Source organism: Streptomyces sp. NPDC029674 (assembly GCF_044903205.1).
GTDB lineage: Bacteria > Actinomycetota > Actinomycetes > Streptomycetales > Streptomycetaceae > Streptomyces.
The window spans coordinates 183,275-200,372 of record NZ_JBJDPY010000012.1 but is presented as its reverse complement, the minus strand read 5'-3'; the positions used below and the strand labels follow the sequence as shown (position 1 = coordinate 200,372).

The window sequence follows — 17,098 nt, the reverse complement described above, 5'->3', positions numbered from 1 at the left end:
ACCTTCCTCGTCGGTCCTCGGGGATGGTACGGAACCGGGTGGTCCACCCCCCTGATGCTATGCCGCTGTCTTACCCACGGAACCGGAGTCTGCCCTTTCCGCCCTGCGCAGCAACGCCGCCGCCAGCATGCCGCCGACGAGCACCGCCGCCGCGCCCACCAACTGGCTCGTCTCCAGGCCGGAGGAGAACGCGTCGGCGATCCGCTCGCGCTCACCCGTCGACTTCGCCGCGGCCATGGCCGCCGGGAACGACGCGGCGGAGACCGCGACGAGCGAGGCGAAGCGGGAGTTGAGGACCGCGCCGAGCACGGCGACGCCCAGGCCGTTGCCGAACTCCGCGAGCGTGCCGTTGATGCCCGCGCCCACGCCCGCCTTCTCCGGCGGGATGGCGCTCATGATGGCGTTGGCCATGGCCGGCATGGCGAGCGCGATGCCCGCGCCCATCACGATGAGGCCGAACAGCAGGCCGTTGTAGTTGTCGCCGCCGAGCACCGCTATGGCAGCGAGGCCCGCCGCGAGCAGGCTCATGCCGGACGCGATGGTGACGGGCGTGCCCATCCTGGCGTGCAGCTTCGCGCCGATGCCCGCGAGGTTGAGGGCCACGATGGTCACCGCGAGCGGCGCGGTGCGCAGCCCCGCCTCCAACGGCTCGTACCCGAGCACGAACTGCAGGTGCTGGGTGAGCAGGAAGAGCGAGCCGCTCAGGCCGAAGGCGACCAGGATGGCGCCGGCCACGGCTCCGATGAAGCGCTGGTTGCGGAAGAAGTGCATGTCCAGCATCGGGTACGGGGTGCGCAGCTCCCAGAGCGCGAACGCGCCGAGCACCAGTACGCCGACGGTCGCGGAGACCAGGACCTGCGCCGACGTCCAGCCGTGCTCGGGGCCGGAGATGATCGCGTAGACCACCGCGGCCATGCCGACCGTCGAGAGCAGCGCGCCGAGCAGGTCGGGGCGGTCGCCCTGGGGGTTCTTGGACTCGGGCACCAGCTTCAGGACCGCGACCAGGCCGAGCAGCGCCACGGGGATGTTGATCAGGAAGATCGAGCCCCACCAGAAGTGGTCGAGCATGAAGCCGCCGAGCAGCGGCCCTGCCGCGAACCCGAGGGAGTTGATGGTGGCCCAGAGCCCGATCGCCTTCACGCGCTCCGTGTCGTCGAAGATCTGCACGACGACCGCGAGGGTGGTGGTCATGAGCAGCGCGCCGCCGATGCCCATGCCCGCGCGGGCGGCGATGAGCTGCGAGGAGCTCTGGGCGAGGCCCGCCGCCAGCGAACCCAGGCCGAACAGGGCGAGGCCCGCGGCGAGCATCTTCTTGCGGCCGTAGCGGTCGGCGGCGCTGCCCGCGGTGAGCAGCAGGCCCGACTGGACCAGCGAGTAGGCGTTGATCATCCACTGGATGTCGGACGTGGACGCGTCCAGCTCCCGGGTGAGGGAGGGGATCGCGACGCTCAGCACGGTGTTGTCCAGCAACACGGTGAGCTGCGCCAGGCAGATGACGCCGAGGATCAGCCAGCGCTGCGGGTGCCTCGGCGAGGCGGTGGGGGTCTCGGCAGTCGTCGCCGTCATGCGGTCCTCCCTTTCCGGATAGCTCTTGTACGGTGTACGGGACCTTGTGTTGTACACCGTAGAACACGTCCCGTACGCCGTACAAGAGATTTCTCCGGGAAGGGGCGAGGGGGCGGCCGGCGCTGCTACTTCTTCGGCTGCGTCAGGTCGTAGAACGTGGCGCCGCCCGCCGTCACCTTCTTGAACGTCGACTCGACCCAGGACGTGATCCCGGCCTCGGTGCCGTCACCGCCGCCTCCGCCTTCTCCGCCTCCTCGGCCCCCTCCCGTGCCGCTCGCGATGAAGTAGTGGATCCTGCCGTCCGCCACGTACTGCTGGAACTGCGCGAGCGTCGGCGACGGGTCACTGCCGTTGAAGCCGCCGATCGCCATCACCGGGTCGCCGGTGGTGAGTTGGTAGCTCGCCGCGTTCTGGGAGCCGATGGCTGCCGCGGCCCACGTGTAGTCCCCGGCGTCCGTCTCCAGGAGCTTCTTCGCCGCGGCGGAGACCTGCGCACCGTTCAGCAGCCCGCCCATGCCGCCGCCGACGCCCGGCCTGCCCTCGGGCGTGCCTCCGCCACCCGGCCTGCCCTGGGGCGTGCCGCCGGCCGGCGCGCCCTGGGGCATGCCGTTACCCCGCTGGCCGGGACCGGGGCCGGCACCCGGGCCTCCCGGCCCCCCGCCGCCCCGCGGGCCGCCCATGCCGCCCCCGCCGCCCCTGCCGCCCGCCGAGGCCGGGCCCGCCGTCACGATCGAGCCCGTGTGCGCGCTGTCCACCGTCGACAGGGTGTACGCGACCGGGCCCGCCACGGAGGCCGCCAGGCTCACGCCGATGGTGGCGAGGGCGAGCCCGCGGCCCAGCCGACTCGCCGCCGGCAGGCCCGCCGCCCCGGCCGCACCCGCCACGAGCACCGCCCACCGCAGCCACGGCAGGTGGTCCGGGACCCGGCCGAGCAGGACGTACGCCCAGACCGCCGTGCCCGCGACCGTCACCCCGAGCACCGCACGCGCCCACCACGAGGCGCGCTCCTCCCACAGGACCGTGGCGCCCATGCCGACGAGCGCCGCGATGTAGGGGGCCAGGGCCACCGTGTAGTACTGGTGGAAGATCCCCGCCATGAAGCTGAAGATCACGGCGGTCATCAGGAGCGAGCCGCCCCACGCCACGAACGCCGCCCGCGCGGTGTCCGTGCGGCGCGCCTTGCGGGTGAGGACGAGGCCCGCCACGAGCAGGATCAGCGCGGCCGGCAGCAGCCAGGAGATCTGGGCGCCGATCTCGGAGTCGAACATCCGGCCGATGCCGGTCTCGCCCCACTGACCACCACCGCCCCCGCCGCCACCGGGGCCGCCGCCCCCGCCCACGCTGCCGGTCTCCTCGCCGTTGATGCGGCCGAGTCCGTTGTAGCCGAACGTCAGCTCCAGGAAGGAGTCGTGCTGCGAGCCGCCGATGTACGGACGCGAGGACGCGGGCCACAGTTCGACGATCGCCACCCACCAGCCGCCGGAGACGAGCATCGCGCCCGCCGAAAGGGCCAGTTGGCCGAAGCGCCTGCGCAGGCGTACGGGCGCGCACACCGCGTACAGGACCGCGAGCGGCGGCAGGATCAGGAACGCCTGCAGCGTCTTGGCGAGGAAGGCGAGACCGACCGCGACACCCGCCCACACCAGCCACTTGGTGCGCCCGTGCTCCAGGGCGCGCAGCACGCAGTAAACAGTGACGGTCATCAGGAGGGCGAGCAGCGCGTCGGGGTTGTTGAAGCGGAACATCAGCGCGGCGACGGGCGTCAGCGCGAGGACCGCGCCCGCGATCAGACCGGCCGCCGCGCTGAACCGCCGCCGCACGGCCGCGTACAGCACGCCGACCGTCGCAACCCCCATCAGTACCTGCGGGACGAGCACCGCCCAGGAGTTGAGGCCGAAGAGGCGCACGGAGAGCGCCATCGGCCAGAGCGACGCCGGGGGCTTGTCGACGGTGATCGCGTTGCCCGCGTCGAGGGAGCCGAAGAAGAAGGCTTTCCAGCTCTGGCTGCCGGCCTGGGCGGCGGCGGAGTAGAAGGAGTTGGCGTAGCCGGACGCGCTGAGGTTCCAGAGGTAGAGGGCGGCGGTGCCGAGCAGCAGGCCGAGGAGGGCGGGGCGCGCCCAGCGGGGGTCGTCGGGGCGGCCGCGCCACAGCCGGGCGGGCAGTGCGCCTCCGGCCCGCCGGTGCGCGGACCCCGCGGCGACGGTTGTCGTCGTCATCGTGCGTTCCTCTGTCGGCGTCATCGTGCGTTCCTCGGCTCGTCCGCGGGGGTGATGTCGTGCGCGGCGCCGGGCCCCGGCCCGGCGGCACCGCGGTCCGGGAACACCCATGCCCGCAGGAGCAGGAAGCGCAGCACCGTCGCCGCGAGGTTCGCCGCGATCAGGACCGCGAGCTCCGTGGAGTGCGCGGGCTCGCCGGACGCCGCGCCGAGCGCCGCGAGGGAGCCGCTGGTGAGGGCGAGACCGATGGCGAAGACGACGAGGCCCTGCGCCTGGTGACGGACCGCGCGGTCCCGGCCGCGTACTCCGAAGGTGAGCCTCCGGTTCGCCGCCGTGTTGGCCACCGCCGACACGAGGAGGGCGAGCGCGTTGGCGGCCTGCGGTCCCGTGAACGTTCGGAAGCCGCTGTAGAGCAGCAGATAGAACAGGGTGGACAGGGCGCCGACGACACAGAACCCGACGAGCTGGCGGGCGAGGCCGCGCGGCACCCCGGTCAGCCGCCGGTCGCGCGGGTCGTCGCCGAAGGGCCTGGCCAGCCGGTCGAGCGGCAGCGCGCCGACCGCGAGCGCGCGGCCCACCCGCCACACACCCTTGAGGTCGTCCATGGCCGTCCGCACCAGGTGGACCGTGGAGTCCGGGTCGTCGACCCAGTCGACCGGCACCTCGTGGATGCGCAGCCCGGCGCGCTCGGCGAGGACCAGCATCTCGGTGTCGAAGAACCAGCCGGTGTCCTCCACCAGCGGCAGCAGCACCCGCGCCACATCACCGCGGATGGCCTTGAACCCGCACTGGGCGTCGGAGAAACGGGCGTGCAGCGAGCCGCGCAGGATGAGGTTGTACGCCCGCGAGATCAGCTCGCGCTTGGGGCCGCGCACCACCCGTGAGCTGCGCGTCAGGCGCGAGCCGATGGCCAGGTCGGAGTGGCCGGAGATCAGCGGGGCGACCAGCGGCAGCAGCGCGTTGAGGTCGGTGGAGAGGTCGACGTCCATGTACGCGAGGACCGGCGCGTCGGACGCGGACCAGACGGCGCGCAGCGCACGGCCGCGGCCCTTCCGGTCGAGCCGCACGTGCCGCAGCTCCGCCATGGAGGCGGCGAGTTCGGCGGCGACCTGTGGCGTGCGGTCCGTGGAGGCGTTGTCGGCGACCGTGATGCGGAAGGGGTAGGGGAAGGTGCGGGTGAGGTGGTCGCGCAGCCGCAGGACGCACGGCCCGAGGTCCTTCTCCTCGTTGTGGACCGGGACCACGACGTCCAGGACGGGCACGTCGCGCCAGGTGGCGGGAAGGTGGTCCCGGGACGGCAGGACGCCCAAGGAATCCAAGGGAGTGTCGGTTCGCATGTGACCGACGTTCGCCAAGTGGCCTGTCAGGGCTGTGTGGTGAGGCTGTGGCCCGGCTGTGAGCCCTCGTCCTCGGAAACCGCCGCCTCGGACACCGCCGCCCCGGACACCGCCGCCCCGGACACCGCCGGGAGCGTGACGGCGAACACCGTCCGCCCCGGCACGCTGTCGACGGTCACCGTGCCGCCGTGCGCGGCCACGATGGCGCGTACGAGGGCGAGGCCGAGCCCCGTCGATCCCCCGCCCGTCCGGCGTGTGCGGGAGGCGTCGCCGCGGGCGAACCGCTCGAAGACCGAGGGCAGGAGGGCGGGCGGGATGCCGGGCCCGTCGTCCTGGACCTCCAGGCGCACGCGGGCCCCGTCCGCCCGGACGCGGGCGGTGACGGTCGTGCCGGGCGGGGTGTGCGTGCGGGCGTTGGCGAGGAGGTTGACGAGGACCTGGTGCAGGCGGGCGGTGTCGGCGCGCACCGGGGCCGGTTCGTCGGGGAGTTCGAGGCGCCAGTGGTGGCCGGGGCCGGCGGCCCGCGCGTCGCTGACCGCGTCGACGACGAGCGGTGCGAGATCACTGCTCCGGTACGAGAGCGGCTGCTCCGCGTCGAGCCGCGCGAGCAGCAGCAGGTCCTCGACGAGCCCGGTCATCCGCTCGGCCTCGGACTCGATCCGGCCTAGCGCGTGCCGCGTGTCGGGCCCGGTGGCCTCCCGCCCGCGGCGCGTCAGCTCGGCGTACCCGCGGATCGAGGCGAGCGGCGTCCGCAGCTCGTGGCTGGCGTCCGCGACGAACTGACGTACCCGCGTCTCGCTGCGCTGGCGCGCGTCCAGCGCCGAGTGGACGTGGTCGAGCATGCGGTTGAGCGCGGCGCCCACCTGTCCGACCTCGGTGCGCGGGTCGGCGTCCGGGGCGCGCTCGTGCAGGGCCACTTCGCCGCTGTGCAGGGGGAGTTCGGAGACGCGCGTCGCGGTGCTCGCGATCCTGCGCAGCGGGCGCAGCGCGACGCCGACCATGGCGGCGCCGGCGAGCGACGCGGCGGCGAGACCGGCCGCGGTCACGCAGACCTCGACGACGATCAGCGTGCTGAGCGTGTTCCGCACCTTGGCGGTCGGCAGGCCGACGAGGAAGTCGCCCTTGTGCCCGGCCGCGTACGTCACGCGGTACTCGCCGAGCCGGGGGATGTCCACGTTGTGCGGCCGCCCATCCCTCGGCACGCCCGCGAGCGCCGCGACCTGCGCCGCGTCCAGCTTCGTCGCGTCCGGCAACGAGCCGCCGCCGTCATCCTCAGTGCTGACAAGGGCACGCCCTACGGAGCCGTCGCGCACCTCGGCGCCGACCGCCCCGATCTCCTGCGGGCCCCGGGTGACGAAGTCCAGCGGGTCGTCGTCCGCGCCCCGGTCGCCGCCCGGGCCCGGCGGCGGCTTGTCGCCGCCGGGTGCGACGGCGGGCCCCGCCGCCCGCTGCGCGACCCCGCCGAGCGCCCCGTCCAGCTGCTCGTACAGATGTGACTTGAGGGCGATGGTGGTGACGACCCCGATGACCGCGCACACCACGGCGATCAGCGCGACGGCGGAGAGAACGAGCCGCGTCCGAAGGGTGCGCGGCCGCTGCCGCCTTTCCGGAGACGGACGTCTCACGCGGAGACGAGCGTGGCGGCCTTGATCAGATAGCCCGCCCCACGCCGCGTGTGGATCATCGGCTCCCGGCCCGCGTCGATCTTCCTGCGCAGATACGAGATGTAGAGCTCGACGACGTTGGCCTGGCCCCCGAAGTCGTAGTTCCACACCCGGTCGAGGATCTGCGCCTTGCTGAGCACGCGCCGCGGATTGCGCATGAGGTAGCGCAGCAGCTCGAACTCGGTGGCGGTGAGGTGGATGGAGTCCCCGCCGCGCGTCACCTCGTGGCTGTCCTCGTCGAGAGTCAGATCGCCGACGACCAGCGTCGACTCGCTGCGCTTGTCGGCGGCGCCGGCCCGCCGGATGAGGCCGCGCAGCCGCGCCACGACCTCCTCCAGGCTGAACGGCTTGGTCACGTAGTCGTCGCCGCCCGCCGTGAGCCCGGCGATGCGGTCCTCCACCGCGTCCTTCGCGGTGAGGAACAGCACGGGCACGCCCGGCATCTCGCGGCGCAGTCTGCCGAGCAGGGAGAGCCCGTCCATGTCGGGCAGCATCATGTCGAGCACCACGGCGTCGGGCCGGAACGCGCGCGCGGCCCGCACCGCGCCCGCTCCGTCGGCCGCACTGCGGATCTGCCAGCCCTCGTAACGCAGGGCCATGGACAACAGCTCGGTGAGCGACACCTCGTCGTCCACGACGAGCACGCGGACGGGGCTCCCGTCCGGCCTGAGCAGTTCGGTACGCGCCTGAGGCGAGGTCGTGGTCATGCCCCTCACCCTGCGACGCGCCCCTGAGAGCACTCTTGCGCGAACCTGTGAATTCCCTGAGAAAGCCCGCCGGGGCCCTCCGCATCCGCACCGGTGCCGGCACCGGCACCGGCACCGGCACTACTGCTCCCGCACGAAGCCGTGACTCCTCTCGACCTTCGCGACGTGCAGGACGTACTTCTCGTACCAGTCCTCGCGCCCGCGGCGCTGCGCCGCGCGGTGCTCCAGGTTGCTCCGCCAGGCCTTGATGGACTCCTCGTCGCGGAAGTACGAGACGGTGATACCGAGGCCGCCGGGTGTACGGGCCGACTCCGTGCCGAGGAAGCCGGGTACGTCCGCGACGAGTTCGTCCATGCGGTCGGCGGTCTCGCCGTAGCCGTTGTCCCCCTCGGTGCGCACGGAGGAGAAGACGACGGAGTAGTAGGGCGGTTCGAAAGGCCCGACAGGTCCAACGGGCTCTATGGCGTGATCACTCATGCCGCCACACTCGGGCCCGCACCACACCCGCGTCCACCCTTTTCGGCCCGCCCTTGCCCAACGGTCGACCGGACTTGACCATTCGGTCAGCGAGCCGATCGATCAGCGGTCTGCGAACCGGCCGTACGACCGGTCAGAGCCGTGCAACCGGTCAGAAAAGCCCATCCTGTTCGGCGCCACCGCCACCGCCACCGCCCCCGGCCTCCACGGCCTGCACCGGCACGGTCACCCCCGCCCCCGCGTCCGCCGCCGCCAGCTCCCACCCCACGAGCACCCGCGTGTCGACCACCAACGCGCCGCCGCCCGCGACTTCCAGGTGCAGGTCGGGCCCTGCCGCCGCGACCAGCCGGCCCGCGACCGTCCCGCCGTCGACCAGCTCCCGCACCACCCCGGCCGGCGCGGCCGGACCTCCGCGGGCGCCGAGGCCGAACGCCTCCGCGTGGTCAACCGCCTCGAACGGCACCCGCTCCAACGCCTCGGCCCACCCGTCGAGCGCCACGGCCCGCCGGTACAGCTCATCCAGCTCCCGCGCACGCTCCGGCCAGGCGGGGAGCACCGCCCGCACCCCGCGCTTGCGGGCGTACGGCACCCGGTCCGGCACCCCCAGCGCCGCCCGCAACAGCTCCTCCGTACGCCGCGCCGCCATCAGCGGCCCGCGCCCCAGCCAGCAGAACGCCACCGCGCCCTGCTCGAGCAGCCGCACGGCACCCCGCTCCTCCGCCGTGATCCCGGCCTTGACCATCCCGGTCCCGAACCACGCCAGATACACCCGGTACGTCCGCGGATCGTCGGGCACACCGTCCGCCGCCACCGAGAACGCCCGGTCGAGCCGCGCGCACTCCGCACAGCGCGCCTGCGTGGCCCGGCCCGGCACGACGGCCCGCAGCGGACACGGATTCCCCCGCGCCCCCACACACCGCCGCTCACCCACGGCCCGGAACCCGATGTCCGTCCCGTACGCGAGAACGCTGCGCCGGCCCCCCGCCCACCGCAGAACAGGCTTCCCGTCCGGCCACCCGAGCCCGGCGCACCGCCACTCCACTCCGGCGCCTCCCTCTTCGACGTCCTCGGCCCCGGCAACGCGAAAGGCCCCCGGATCGTCCCCGGGAGCCTTTCGACTGTGTGCACTCGGCAGGCGCCCCGTCTGATCGCCCACGATAGCGATCACTCGTCTGCATGCGCCGTCGTTGCCGTCAACGCTGCCGTCACCCCCCGGACGGTGCCCTCCTAACAGCGGCCTACTTGGACTGCTGTCTCAGGAGAGTGACCACCAGTTGACCCATAGGTCGGAGTCGTCGGTGATGACGAAGGCATACGGCCGCTGCGTGGCGTTCGGATTGTCCTGCATGGTGATCGCCTCACCGGGGCGTTCGATGACGCGTCCGGGCGGGGTGTTCTGGGCGGCCCAGTGCCAGGCCTTGCCGTCCCACCAGTTGACGTACAGCTTCGAGTCGTCGGCGATGACGAAGGCGTACGGGCGGGTGAAGGCGTTCGGGTCGTCCTTCATCGTGACCACGCCGACGGAGTCGAGGATGAGCCGTCCACTGGGCGCACCCTGCGCGCTCCAGTTCCACTTGCTGCCGTCCCACCAGTTCACGTACAGCTTCGAGTCGTAGCCCTGGACGAAGACGTACGGCCGCTCCGACGCGTTCGGGTCGTTCTGGGCGCTGATGACGCCCGCCCCTTTCTTGACCGGCTGCCCGGACGGCGCGCCTTGGTCGCTCCAGTGCCACTTGGAGCCGTCCCACCAGTTGACCCAGACCTTGGAGTCGTCGGTGATGACGAAGGCGTAGGGGCGGGTGAAGGCGTTGGGGTTGTCCTTCATCGTGGTGACGCCGATGGGGCGGGAGATGGTGCGGTTCGGCGGCGCGCCCTGGTCGCTCCAGTGCCACTTGGAGCCGTCCCACCAGTTGACCCACAGGCGGAAGTCGTCGGTGATGACGAAGGCGTACGGGCGCTGCGCCGCGCTTGGATTGTCCCGGGCGGAGATGACGCCGACGCCCTCACGGACCAGACGTCCGGCGGGCGCGCCCTGGTCGCTCCAGTGCCACTTGCTGCCGTCCCACCGGTTCACGTGCAGTTTTGAGTCGTCGGTGATGACGAAGACGTAGGGGCGCTGCTGTGCGTTGGCGTCGTCCTGCATGGTGACGGCGCCGACCTTCTCGATGATCGTGCGCCCGGCCGGCGTTCCCTGGTCGCTCCAGTGCCACGCCTTGCCGTCCCACCAGTTGACGTGCAGCCGCGAGTCGTAGCCGCGCACGAAGGCGTACGGCCGCTGCACGGCCTGTGGGTCGTCCTTCATGGTGACGGCGCCCATCGTGGCCCGGACGCCGACTGTGGTGGTGGGCTTTTCCTGATCGCTCCAGCGCCATGAACCCATCGCGTTCCCTCTCCGGCCCACAACCCGCTCTTGGCGGACGGGGCATGCTCAAGTGAGACGTGCTCTCAAGGCCCTGGCGCCGCAGAAGGCGGGCACCAGGATTCAGGGACGGGTCCGGCCGGATTCCCGCGACGTGCCGTGCGCGCACACTCTGGCACCGTATGACCGACCTGTCATCGCCTCAGAAGCGAAGAAAGCGATCTACTGACCTGTTTCAGACATGTCAGTCCACGGCGCCGTATTCCTGGCAGCGGGCCGCATGAGCCGGTCAGCGTGCGATCCGCGGAGAGAAGAACGCCGAAGATCACGTGACAGACGAGGACATCCAGAGGGCCGAATGGCCAAGTATCGGCTCCGCCCGGCCACCCGCACTTGCCGTGACGGAGAGCGTCGCCACACCCGGCGCTCCCGTCAGACACTGCCGTCAAAGCAAAAGCCAGAGGCCCCGTGGATTGCTCCACGGGGCCTCTGGTCTTCTGTGCACTCGGCAGGATTCGAACCTGCAACCTTCTGATCCGTAGTCAGATGCTCTATCCGTTAAGCTACGAGTGCTTGTTTTTTCTTTTGTTTCCGTCTCCGCTCCCCGGCTCTTCGGCCCGCTCGCGGCGACAGGAAGAACATTACATGACTGCCGCCGTCATGTGAAATCCGTTCCCCGGACCCCTTGTGAGCTGCGGAAATGCCCTGACGCGCCGAAGCCCCGGTCCGTCTGGACCGGGGCTTCGGATCTTGCGGCGGAGGCGGAGGGATTTGAACCCTCGATGGGCTTTAAGGCCCAAACCGCATTAGCAGTGCGGCGCCATAGACCGGACTAGGCGACGCCTCCAGCTTGCACACCTGCGCGAGCGCGGGGGGTGCGTGCAGATGATGACACAGCCGAGCGGTCTGTCACCAATCGCGGACTCCACGGTACTAGTCGCGCGCCCCGCGGGGCAAAGCGTTTCGCCGCACCGCAACGTAGCGCGGTGCACGGCGTTAGAAGCGGTAGAAGCGGTGGAGCCACCCGGCCACCCGTCCCGTCGTCATCCGAGGAGCCCGCCATGCTGCGTCGTCTCGCCCTCACCGTCACCGCCTCCGCCGCCGCGCTGTCCGCCGTGCCCGTCACGGCCCACGCCTCGGCGTTCCCCACCACCCCGACCGACCGGCTCACCGTGACGGTCAAGGGCTCGGGGAGCAGCGACGGCACGTACCGGCTGAACTGCCACCCGACCGGCGGCACGCACCCGGACGCGGCGGCCGCGTGCGACAGGCTCGACGAAGTCACCGTCTACGGAACCAACCCCTTCGCGCCCGTGCCCAAGGACTCGATGTGCACGATGCAGTACGGCGGACCCGCCACCGCGCACATCACGGGCACCTGGCAGGGGCGGCCCGTCGACGCCACGTACGACCGCAGCAACGGCTGCGAGATCGGGCGGTGGAACGCTCTCGTGCCGGTGCTGCCCGCGACCTCCGCGTGACCAGGCAGTACCGGCCCGGTCGTGACCAGGCAGCACCGGCCCAGTACCGAAAACTCACATCTTCTGCGTGCGACCTCCCTCTCATCCGGCGTCGCGCGCACAACCACTCCCCGTAGACTCCCTCCCGTGACACGCCACGGGCCGAGGGGCAAAATGGCCTGAGCGAGTCGGCAAGCAGCGGTAACCAGGGAGGAAGCGTCGTCGTGAGCAGCAGGCCATCCCGAGGCGCTGCTCGCCTCGCAGCCATACTCGACGCGCTCCCTGACGCGCTCGTCCTCGTCAACGCCAACGGCACGGTCGTGAACGCCAACGCCATCGCGCTGGAGGCGTTCGAGACACCCGGCACCGCCCTCGTGGGGCGCGGTCTGCTCGACCTGCTGCCGGAGTTCGACTCACGGCTCATCCCCGGCTCCATGCGGCGCCCGGACACCATCGACGAGCGCGGGCGCACCAAGCCGACGCGGATGACCGCCCGGCGCACGGACGGCAGCGAGTTCCCCGTAGAGGTCACCAGCTCCCCGCTGGAGGACGGCAGGGACGCCTACGACCAGTACGGGTACACCGGCGACGAGCTGCTGATGCTCGTCGTGCGGGACCTGTCGGGCACGGTGGACACCGAGGCCGAGCTGGCGCGCTCGCAGCGGCAGACCGAGATGATCCTGCGGGCCGCCGCCGAGGGCGTCGTCGGCACGGACACCGACGGCCGCGTCGTCCTGGTCAACCCGGCCGCCGCCCAGATACTGGGCTTTAGGGCGAGCGACCTCGGCGGGCGGGAACTGCACCCGCTGGTCCTCCACTCGCGCGCCGACGGCGAGCCGTTCCCGTACGAGGAGTCCCCGCTCGCCGACACCCTGCGCTCCGGGCGGAAGCACCGCGTGCGCGGCCAGGTCCTGTGGTCCAAGAGCGGCGCCAAGGTGCCCGTCGACCTCACGACGTCGCCGGTGCGCGACGGCGACCAACTGGTCGGCGCGGTGATGACGTTCACCGACCGCAGGCCCTACGACGAGCTCAACGAGAAGTACGAGGCCGCCCTCGCCCGGCACGCGGAGGAGCTCACCGCCGCCGCCGAGGAGCGCGCCGCCGAGATCAAGGCCGCCGAGGAGCAGCGGGCCGAGGAGCTCGCCGCCGAACAGGAGCGGTACGCGGCGCTCGCCGAGCGCGAGAAGGACCGCTTCGAAGAGCTGGCCGAACGCGAGAAGACGCGGTACGACGCGCTGGCCGCGCGCCACGAGCAGCTGCTCGCCGTCCTCGGCTCGTCCCTGCGCGGCCCGCTGGACGAGCTGCGCCGCGAACTCGCCGCGCTCGCCTCGGACGACGCGGGACAGCTGTGGCCCGAGGCCAACCAGGTCCTGCACCACCTGTCGGCCGGGTACGCCCGGATGACCACGCTCGTCGACAACGTCCTCGGCTTCCAGCGGCTCGACGCGGGCGAAGCGCAGCTCTCCCGTACGACGGTCATGCTCGACGCGGTCGTCGCCGCCGGCGTGGAGGGCGCGGTCGAGCTGATCGGGCCCGGGCGCGCCCAGTTCGCGGTGCACGCGCCGCCGATCGAGCTCGTCGTCGACGCGGAACGGCTCGCCACTGCGGTCGCCCACCTCGTCGCGGACGTGGTGGGGATCGACGCGACCGGCAACACGCGCGCGGGCGGCTATGCGGGCGGTTACGTGGACTCGACCGTCGTCGTCGCCGCGGCTCAGCGCGGCGAGGTCGTCCGCATCGAGGTGCGGGGGCCGTACGGCGGGGGAGACCCGGTGCACGAGCCGATCGTGCGCGGCATCGTGCGGGCCCACGGAGGCGTCCTGCAGACGCATGAGGTGCCGGGGATGGGCGGCAGTGCGTACGTTCTCGAGGTGCCGATCGGGGAGGTGCCGGCCGGGGCGGCCTCTACGGAGAAGGTGCCTTCGGGCTCTGTGGCCTCTTCGGGTCCTGTGGTCTCCTCGGGTTCGGCTCCTTCCGGAGGTGCCACTCCGGGCAGTGCGGTGGTGGTGCCCGGACAGGCGTCGGCCACTTCCGGTGGCGGGCGCCGGCGGGCTCGGCGCCCCTCGGTGGACTCCTTCCTGGAGAGTGCGACTTCGAGCACGGAAGCCGATACGGACGGCTCCGGAGTCGCTGGTGCGCAGAGTGCCGCGCCGAGCGGCGGTACGGGGCGGCGCAGGGGCCGGCGTGCGGCGGAGGCCTCCTCTCCGGAGACGCTCGGCGGAGCGGTGGCCACGGAACCGGTGGGCGGCCCCGGTGTGGGGCCGCAGACCACGGAGACAGCCAGTGGTGGTACCGGACGGCGACGTGGTCGGCCGAGTGCCGCGGAGGGCACCGAAGGTGCCGTGATGACCGCGGCCGAGCACGCGGCGGGGTCCGCAGCGCTGGGTGAGACGGTGCCGCCGCAGGGCGTGCCCGTTGCTGACGGGCCGACGGGGCGCCGGGCCCGGGGTGCCGGCGAGCAGCACGCGCTGCCCGCGCTGGCCTCGGGGCCTTCGGAGACCTCCGGCGCCGTTCCGGGCACCGAGCTCGCCGCGGTGGAGGCCGGACACGGCGACGCCGCGCGGCCCACGGGGCGGCGGGCGCGGCGCGCGCTGGCCGCCGCCAAGGAGCGTGCCGCCGCGGAGGAGGCGAACAACGGCCGCGTCTTCGCGCTGCCGCCCGCCACGGCCGACCGCACGCCGGGCCCGGACACCGCGGGTCAGAACATCAACGTCACCGGCCAGGAGTACGCGGCCGGGCAGGGCGACACCGGCCACCATGCCGCGGCCGTACGCGGCGCAGGCGACGACCACACCCCGCCGCAGCCCCATCCGACGCAGGCCCCGACGGGGCGCCGGTCGAGGCAGGCGGCTCCGGGCGTTCCGGTACCTCCGGGGACTGGGCAGGTTCCGGGGGCGGTTCCTGCTCAGGGGACGCCCGCTCAAGGGGCGCCTGGGGCGCCCGGAGTACCTGGGGTGCCCTCTCAGGGGACCCCGCAGCAGAGCGCTCGCGGCGCCGAGCCCGGCCCGCTGCCCGCGCCGCAGCCGTGGCCGGACGGCACCACTCCGGCGCAGGGCGTCCCGACGCCGCCGCGCGGTGCCGCGCTCCCGCCCGAGAGCGGCGTGCAGGCCCGGGCGGCCCAGCCGCTGCCCGCCGAGGCCGCGCCCGGTGACCCCAACTCGACGCAGGGACGCGCGATCAGCGTGCGTACCCTCGGGCAGGGCGTGCCGTTCGGGCAGCAGATCACCGAGCAGCAGCGCGGGCCGCAGGGTGGCGGCCCGGCGGTGTCCGGTCAGGGCCAGCCCGTACCGGGTCAGGGCCAGCCCGTACCCGGTCAGGGTCCGGGCGTGCCCGGTCAGGGCCAGCAGCCACCGCGGAACGCCCGGATTCCGGGGTCGCCGCAGCCCCCGCTGCCGCCCCAGATGCCTCAGGCACCTGCACCTCAGGCACCTCAAACGTCTCAGCAGCCCCAGTCGCCTCCTCACGCATCCCAGGCGCCCCAGCCAGGGCATTCGGCGGCGGCGGCAGCGGCAGCCGCGGCGGGCCCGATGCCGGCCCCCCAGGCGCCGGAGGGTTCGCAGCAGCCCCGGACACCGGCTCAGCCACCGGCCCAGGCCCAGGCTGCTGCCACCTCGCAGTCGCACACGCTGGGCGGCGGCGGGTCCGGGCGCAGGCGCAGGCTGGCCACTCCTCCGGAGCCGACGGCCGACGAGCGCCCGGAGACCTCCGCGCGCCCGCACCCGCAGCCTCACGCCCAGCCCCAGACGCAGACGCAGCCCCAGCCGCCGATTCCGGTGCACCCCCAGTCCCGTATCGCGTCCACCACTGAAGGGGCCGGTCGTTCGTACGCGATCGGCGCCCCGGACGAGGACGCCGACGAAGGGCCGGAGCCGTTGGACGGGCCCGGCGGCGCCGTCGAGGTCGCGAACCGGCCGCAGCCCCAGCCGATGGACGACGAACTGCCGCCCGAGCCGCTGGACAACCCGCGCCGTCTCCTGGTGTGGCCCGCGCCGGACGCCACCACCCAGCAGGCGCTCAGCGACCGCGGCTACCGCCCCGTCATCGTGCACTCGCGCGAGGAGGTCGACGCGCAGATCGCGGCGTTCCCCGCGGCTCTCTTCGTGGATCCGCTGACCGGCCCGATCACGCGCACGGCGCTGCAGTCGCTGCGTCAGGCCGCCGTGGCCGCCGAGGTGCCCGTGCTCGTGACGGCGGGTCTCGGCCAGGCGACGCGCGAGGCGGCGTACGGCGCCGACCCCGCCGTACTCCTGAAGGCCCTCGCTCCGCGCGACAGCGAACAGCACCCGTCGCGCGTCCTGCTCATCGAGGAGCACGAAGAGATCGCGCTCGCCCTGACCGCCACGCTGGAGCGGCGCGGCATGCAGGTCGCGCGGGCCGAGAGCGACGCCGACGCGGTGACGCTCGCGGCGCAGATGCGGCCGAACCTCGTGGTGATGGACCTGCTCCAGGTACGTCGCCGCAGGGCCGGAATCGTCGACTGGCTGCGCGCGAACGGCCAGTTGAACCGCACTCCGCTGGTCGTCTACACCGCGGCCGTCGACGAGACGGAGCTGCCGAAGCTCGCGGCGGGCGAATCCGTGCTGTTCCTGGCAGAGCGCTCCACCAGCACCGAGGTGCAGAGCCGGATCGTGGACCTGCTGGCGAAGATCGGCACGAACTGAGGTCCACGGTGGCGGGCTTCAGGCCGTGATCCGCCGCACCGCCGCCTTGATGGAGGCGCGCAGCCGCTCACGGTCGGCGTCCTCGTCGCCGACGAGGATCCGCCGCATCTGCGGCACGGCCGTGGACCAGCCGGCCAGCGCGACCACCATGAACAGCAGGTGGGACGCGGGGATCTCGTCGCTGATGACGCCCCGGGCCTGCGCGTCGGCGAGGACGGCGACCTTGCGGTCGTAGTGGTCGCGGCGCTCCCGCTCGTCGGGGAGGTCCTCCGTGCCGTACTCGATGCCCTCCCAGAAGAGCAGGCGCAGCAGCTCGGGATGCGCGGCGTGGTAGTCCATCAGCCGGTCCATCCAGCCGTCCATGTCGTCCGCGTCGACCGGATTGGCGACGGCCATGTCCAGCATGCGCTTCTCCAGGACCTGCGTGAACAGCTCCGCCTTGTTGCCGAAATAGGCATAGATCAGCTGCTTGTTGGCCTTTGCCTGGTTCGCGATGCGGTCGATGCGGGCGCCCGCGATGCCGTACCGGGCGAACTCGGCGACCGCCGCGTCGAAGATCCGCGCCTTGGTGGCCTCGGGGTCTCTCACTGCCATGAGCCCAGGGTAGGCGAACCCGTTCGGGTAACCAACTGTTTGGTTGCTTGACAGTGC

The 17,098-nt window shown here is 72.6% G+C and carries 11 protein-coding genes and 2 tRNA genes; 2 read left to right on the top strand and 11 right to left on the bottom strand.

Going from position 1 to position 17,098, the window contains the following annotated elements:
- Positions 1 to 57: 57 nt before the first annotated feature.
- From ACI2L3_RS27490 to ACI2L3_RS27445, 10 genes are all read right to left on the bottom strand, one after another.
- The gene (locus tag ACI2L3_RS27490) at positions 58 to 1,566 is read right to left on the bottom strand and encodes a DHA2 family efflux MFS transporter permease subunit (protein WP_404755061.1); all 1,509 of its coding nucleotides are present in this window, start codon (positions 1,564 to 1,566) and stop codon (positions 58 to 60) included.
- A gap of 125 nt (positions 1,567 to 1,691) precedes the next feature.
- Positions 1,692 to 3,782, bottom strand: coding sequence for an ArnT family glycosyltransferase (locus tag ACI2L3_RS27485; RefSeq protein ID WP_404755060.1), 2,091 nt, complete (start codon positions 3,780 to 3,782; stop codon positions 1,692 to 1,694).
- 20 nt (positions 3,783 to 3,802) lie between these two features.
- Positions 3,803 to 5,119 carry a glycosyltransferase gene (locus ACI2L3_RS27480; RefSeq protein ID WP_404755059.1) on the bottom strand — a complete coding sequence of 439 codons (1,317 nt, stop codon included), beginning with the start codon at positions 5,117 to 5,119 and terminating at the stop codon, positions 3,803 to 3,805.
- Positions 5,120 to 5,145: 26 nt separating this feature from the next.
- Positions 5,146 to 6,744 (bottom strand): sensor histidine kinase, encoded by a 1,599-nt coding sequence (locus tag ACI2L3_RS27475; RefSeq protein ID WP_404755058.1) that lies wholly within the window; start codon positions 6,742 to 6,744, stop codon positions 5,146 to 5,148.
- Positions 6,741 to 7,490 carry a response regulator transcription factor gene (locus ACI2L3_RS27470; RefSeq protein ID WP_404755057.1) on the bottom strand — a complete coding sequence of 250 codons (750 nt, stop codon included), beginning with the start codon at positions 7,488 to 7,490 and terminating at the stop codon, positions 6,741 to 6,743. Before ACI2L3_RS27470 ends, ACI2L3_RS27475 begins: the two co-directional genes overlap by 4 nt.
- Before the next feature lie 120 nt (positions 7,491 to 7,610).
- Positions 7,611 to 7,967 (bottom strand): antibiotic biosynthesis monooxygenase family protein, encoded by a 357-nt coding sequence (locus tag ACI2L3_RS27465; RefSeq protein ID WP_404755056.1) that lies wholly within the window; start codon positions 7,965 to 7,967, stop codon positions 7,611 to 7,613.
- Between the two features lie 151 nt (positions 7,968 to 8,118).
- Positions 8,119 to 9,009: a DUF2797 domain-containing protein gene (locus ACI2L3_RS27460; RefSeq protein ID WP_404755055.1), complete on the bottom strand. Its 891-nt coding sequence runs from the start codon at positions 9,007 to 9,009 to the stop codon at positions 8,119 to 8,121.
- Positions 9,010 to 9,222: 213 nt separating this feature from the next.
- Positions 9,223 to 10,347 carry a hypothetical protein gene (locus ACI2L3_RS27455; protein WP_404755054.1) on the bottom strand — a complete coding sequence of 375 codons (1,125 nt, stop codon included), beginning with the start codon at positions 10,345 to 10,347 and terminating at the stop codon, positions 9,223 to 9,225.
- A 479-nt stretch (positions 10,348 to 10,826) separates the two neighbouring features.
- A tRNA-Arg gene (locus ACI2L3_RS27450) sits at positions 10,827 to 10,899 on the bottom strand.
- 183 nt (positions 10,900 to 11,082) lie between these two features.
- Positions 11,083 to 11,173, bottom strand: a tRNA-Ser gene (locus ACI2L3_RS27445).
- Positions 11,174 to 11,387: 214 nt separating this feature from the next.
- Between ACI2L3_RS27445 and ACI2L3_RS27440 the strand changes: the two genes are divergently transcribed.
- Complete coding sequence (locus tag ACI2L3_RS27440) at positions 11,388 to 11,807, top strand: SSI family serine proteinase inhibitor (protein WP_404755053.1); 420 nt, start codon at positions 11,388 to 11,390, stop codon at positions 11,805 to 11,807.
- A gap of 203 nt (positions 11,808 to 12,010) precedes the next feature.
- Complete coding sequence (locus ACI2L3_RS27435; RefSeq protein ID WP_404755052.1) at positions 12,011 to 16,447, top strand: PAS domain-containing protein; 4,437 nt, start codon at positions 12,011 to 12,013, stop codon at positions 16,445 to 16,447.
- 18 nt (positions 16,448 to 16,465) lie between these two features.
- Here the strand turns inward: ACI2L3_RS27435 and ACI2L3_RS27430 are convergent, their stop codons facing one another.
- Positions 16,466 to 17,041 carry a TetR family transcriptional regulator gene (locus tag ACI2L3_RS27430; protein ID WP_404755051.1) on the bottom strand — a complete coding sequence of 192 codons (576 nt, stop codon included), beginning with the start codon at positions 17,039 to 17,041 and terminating at the stop codon, positions 16,466 to 16,468.
- Between the last annotated feature and the right edge of the window lie 57 nt (positions 17,042 to 17,098).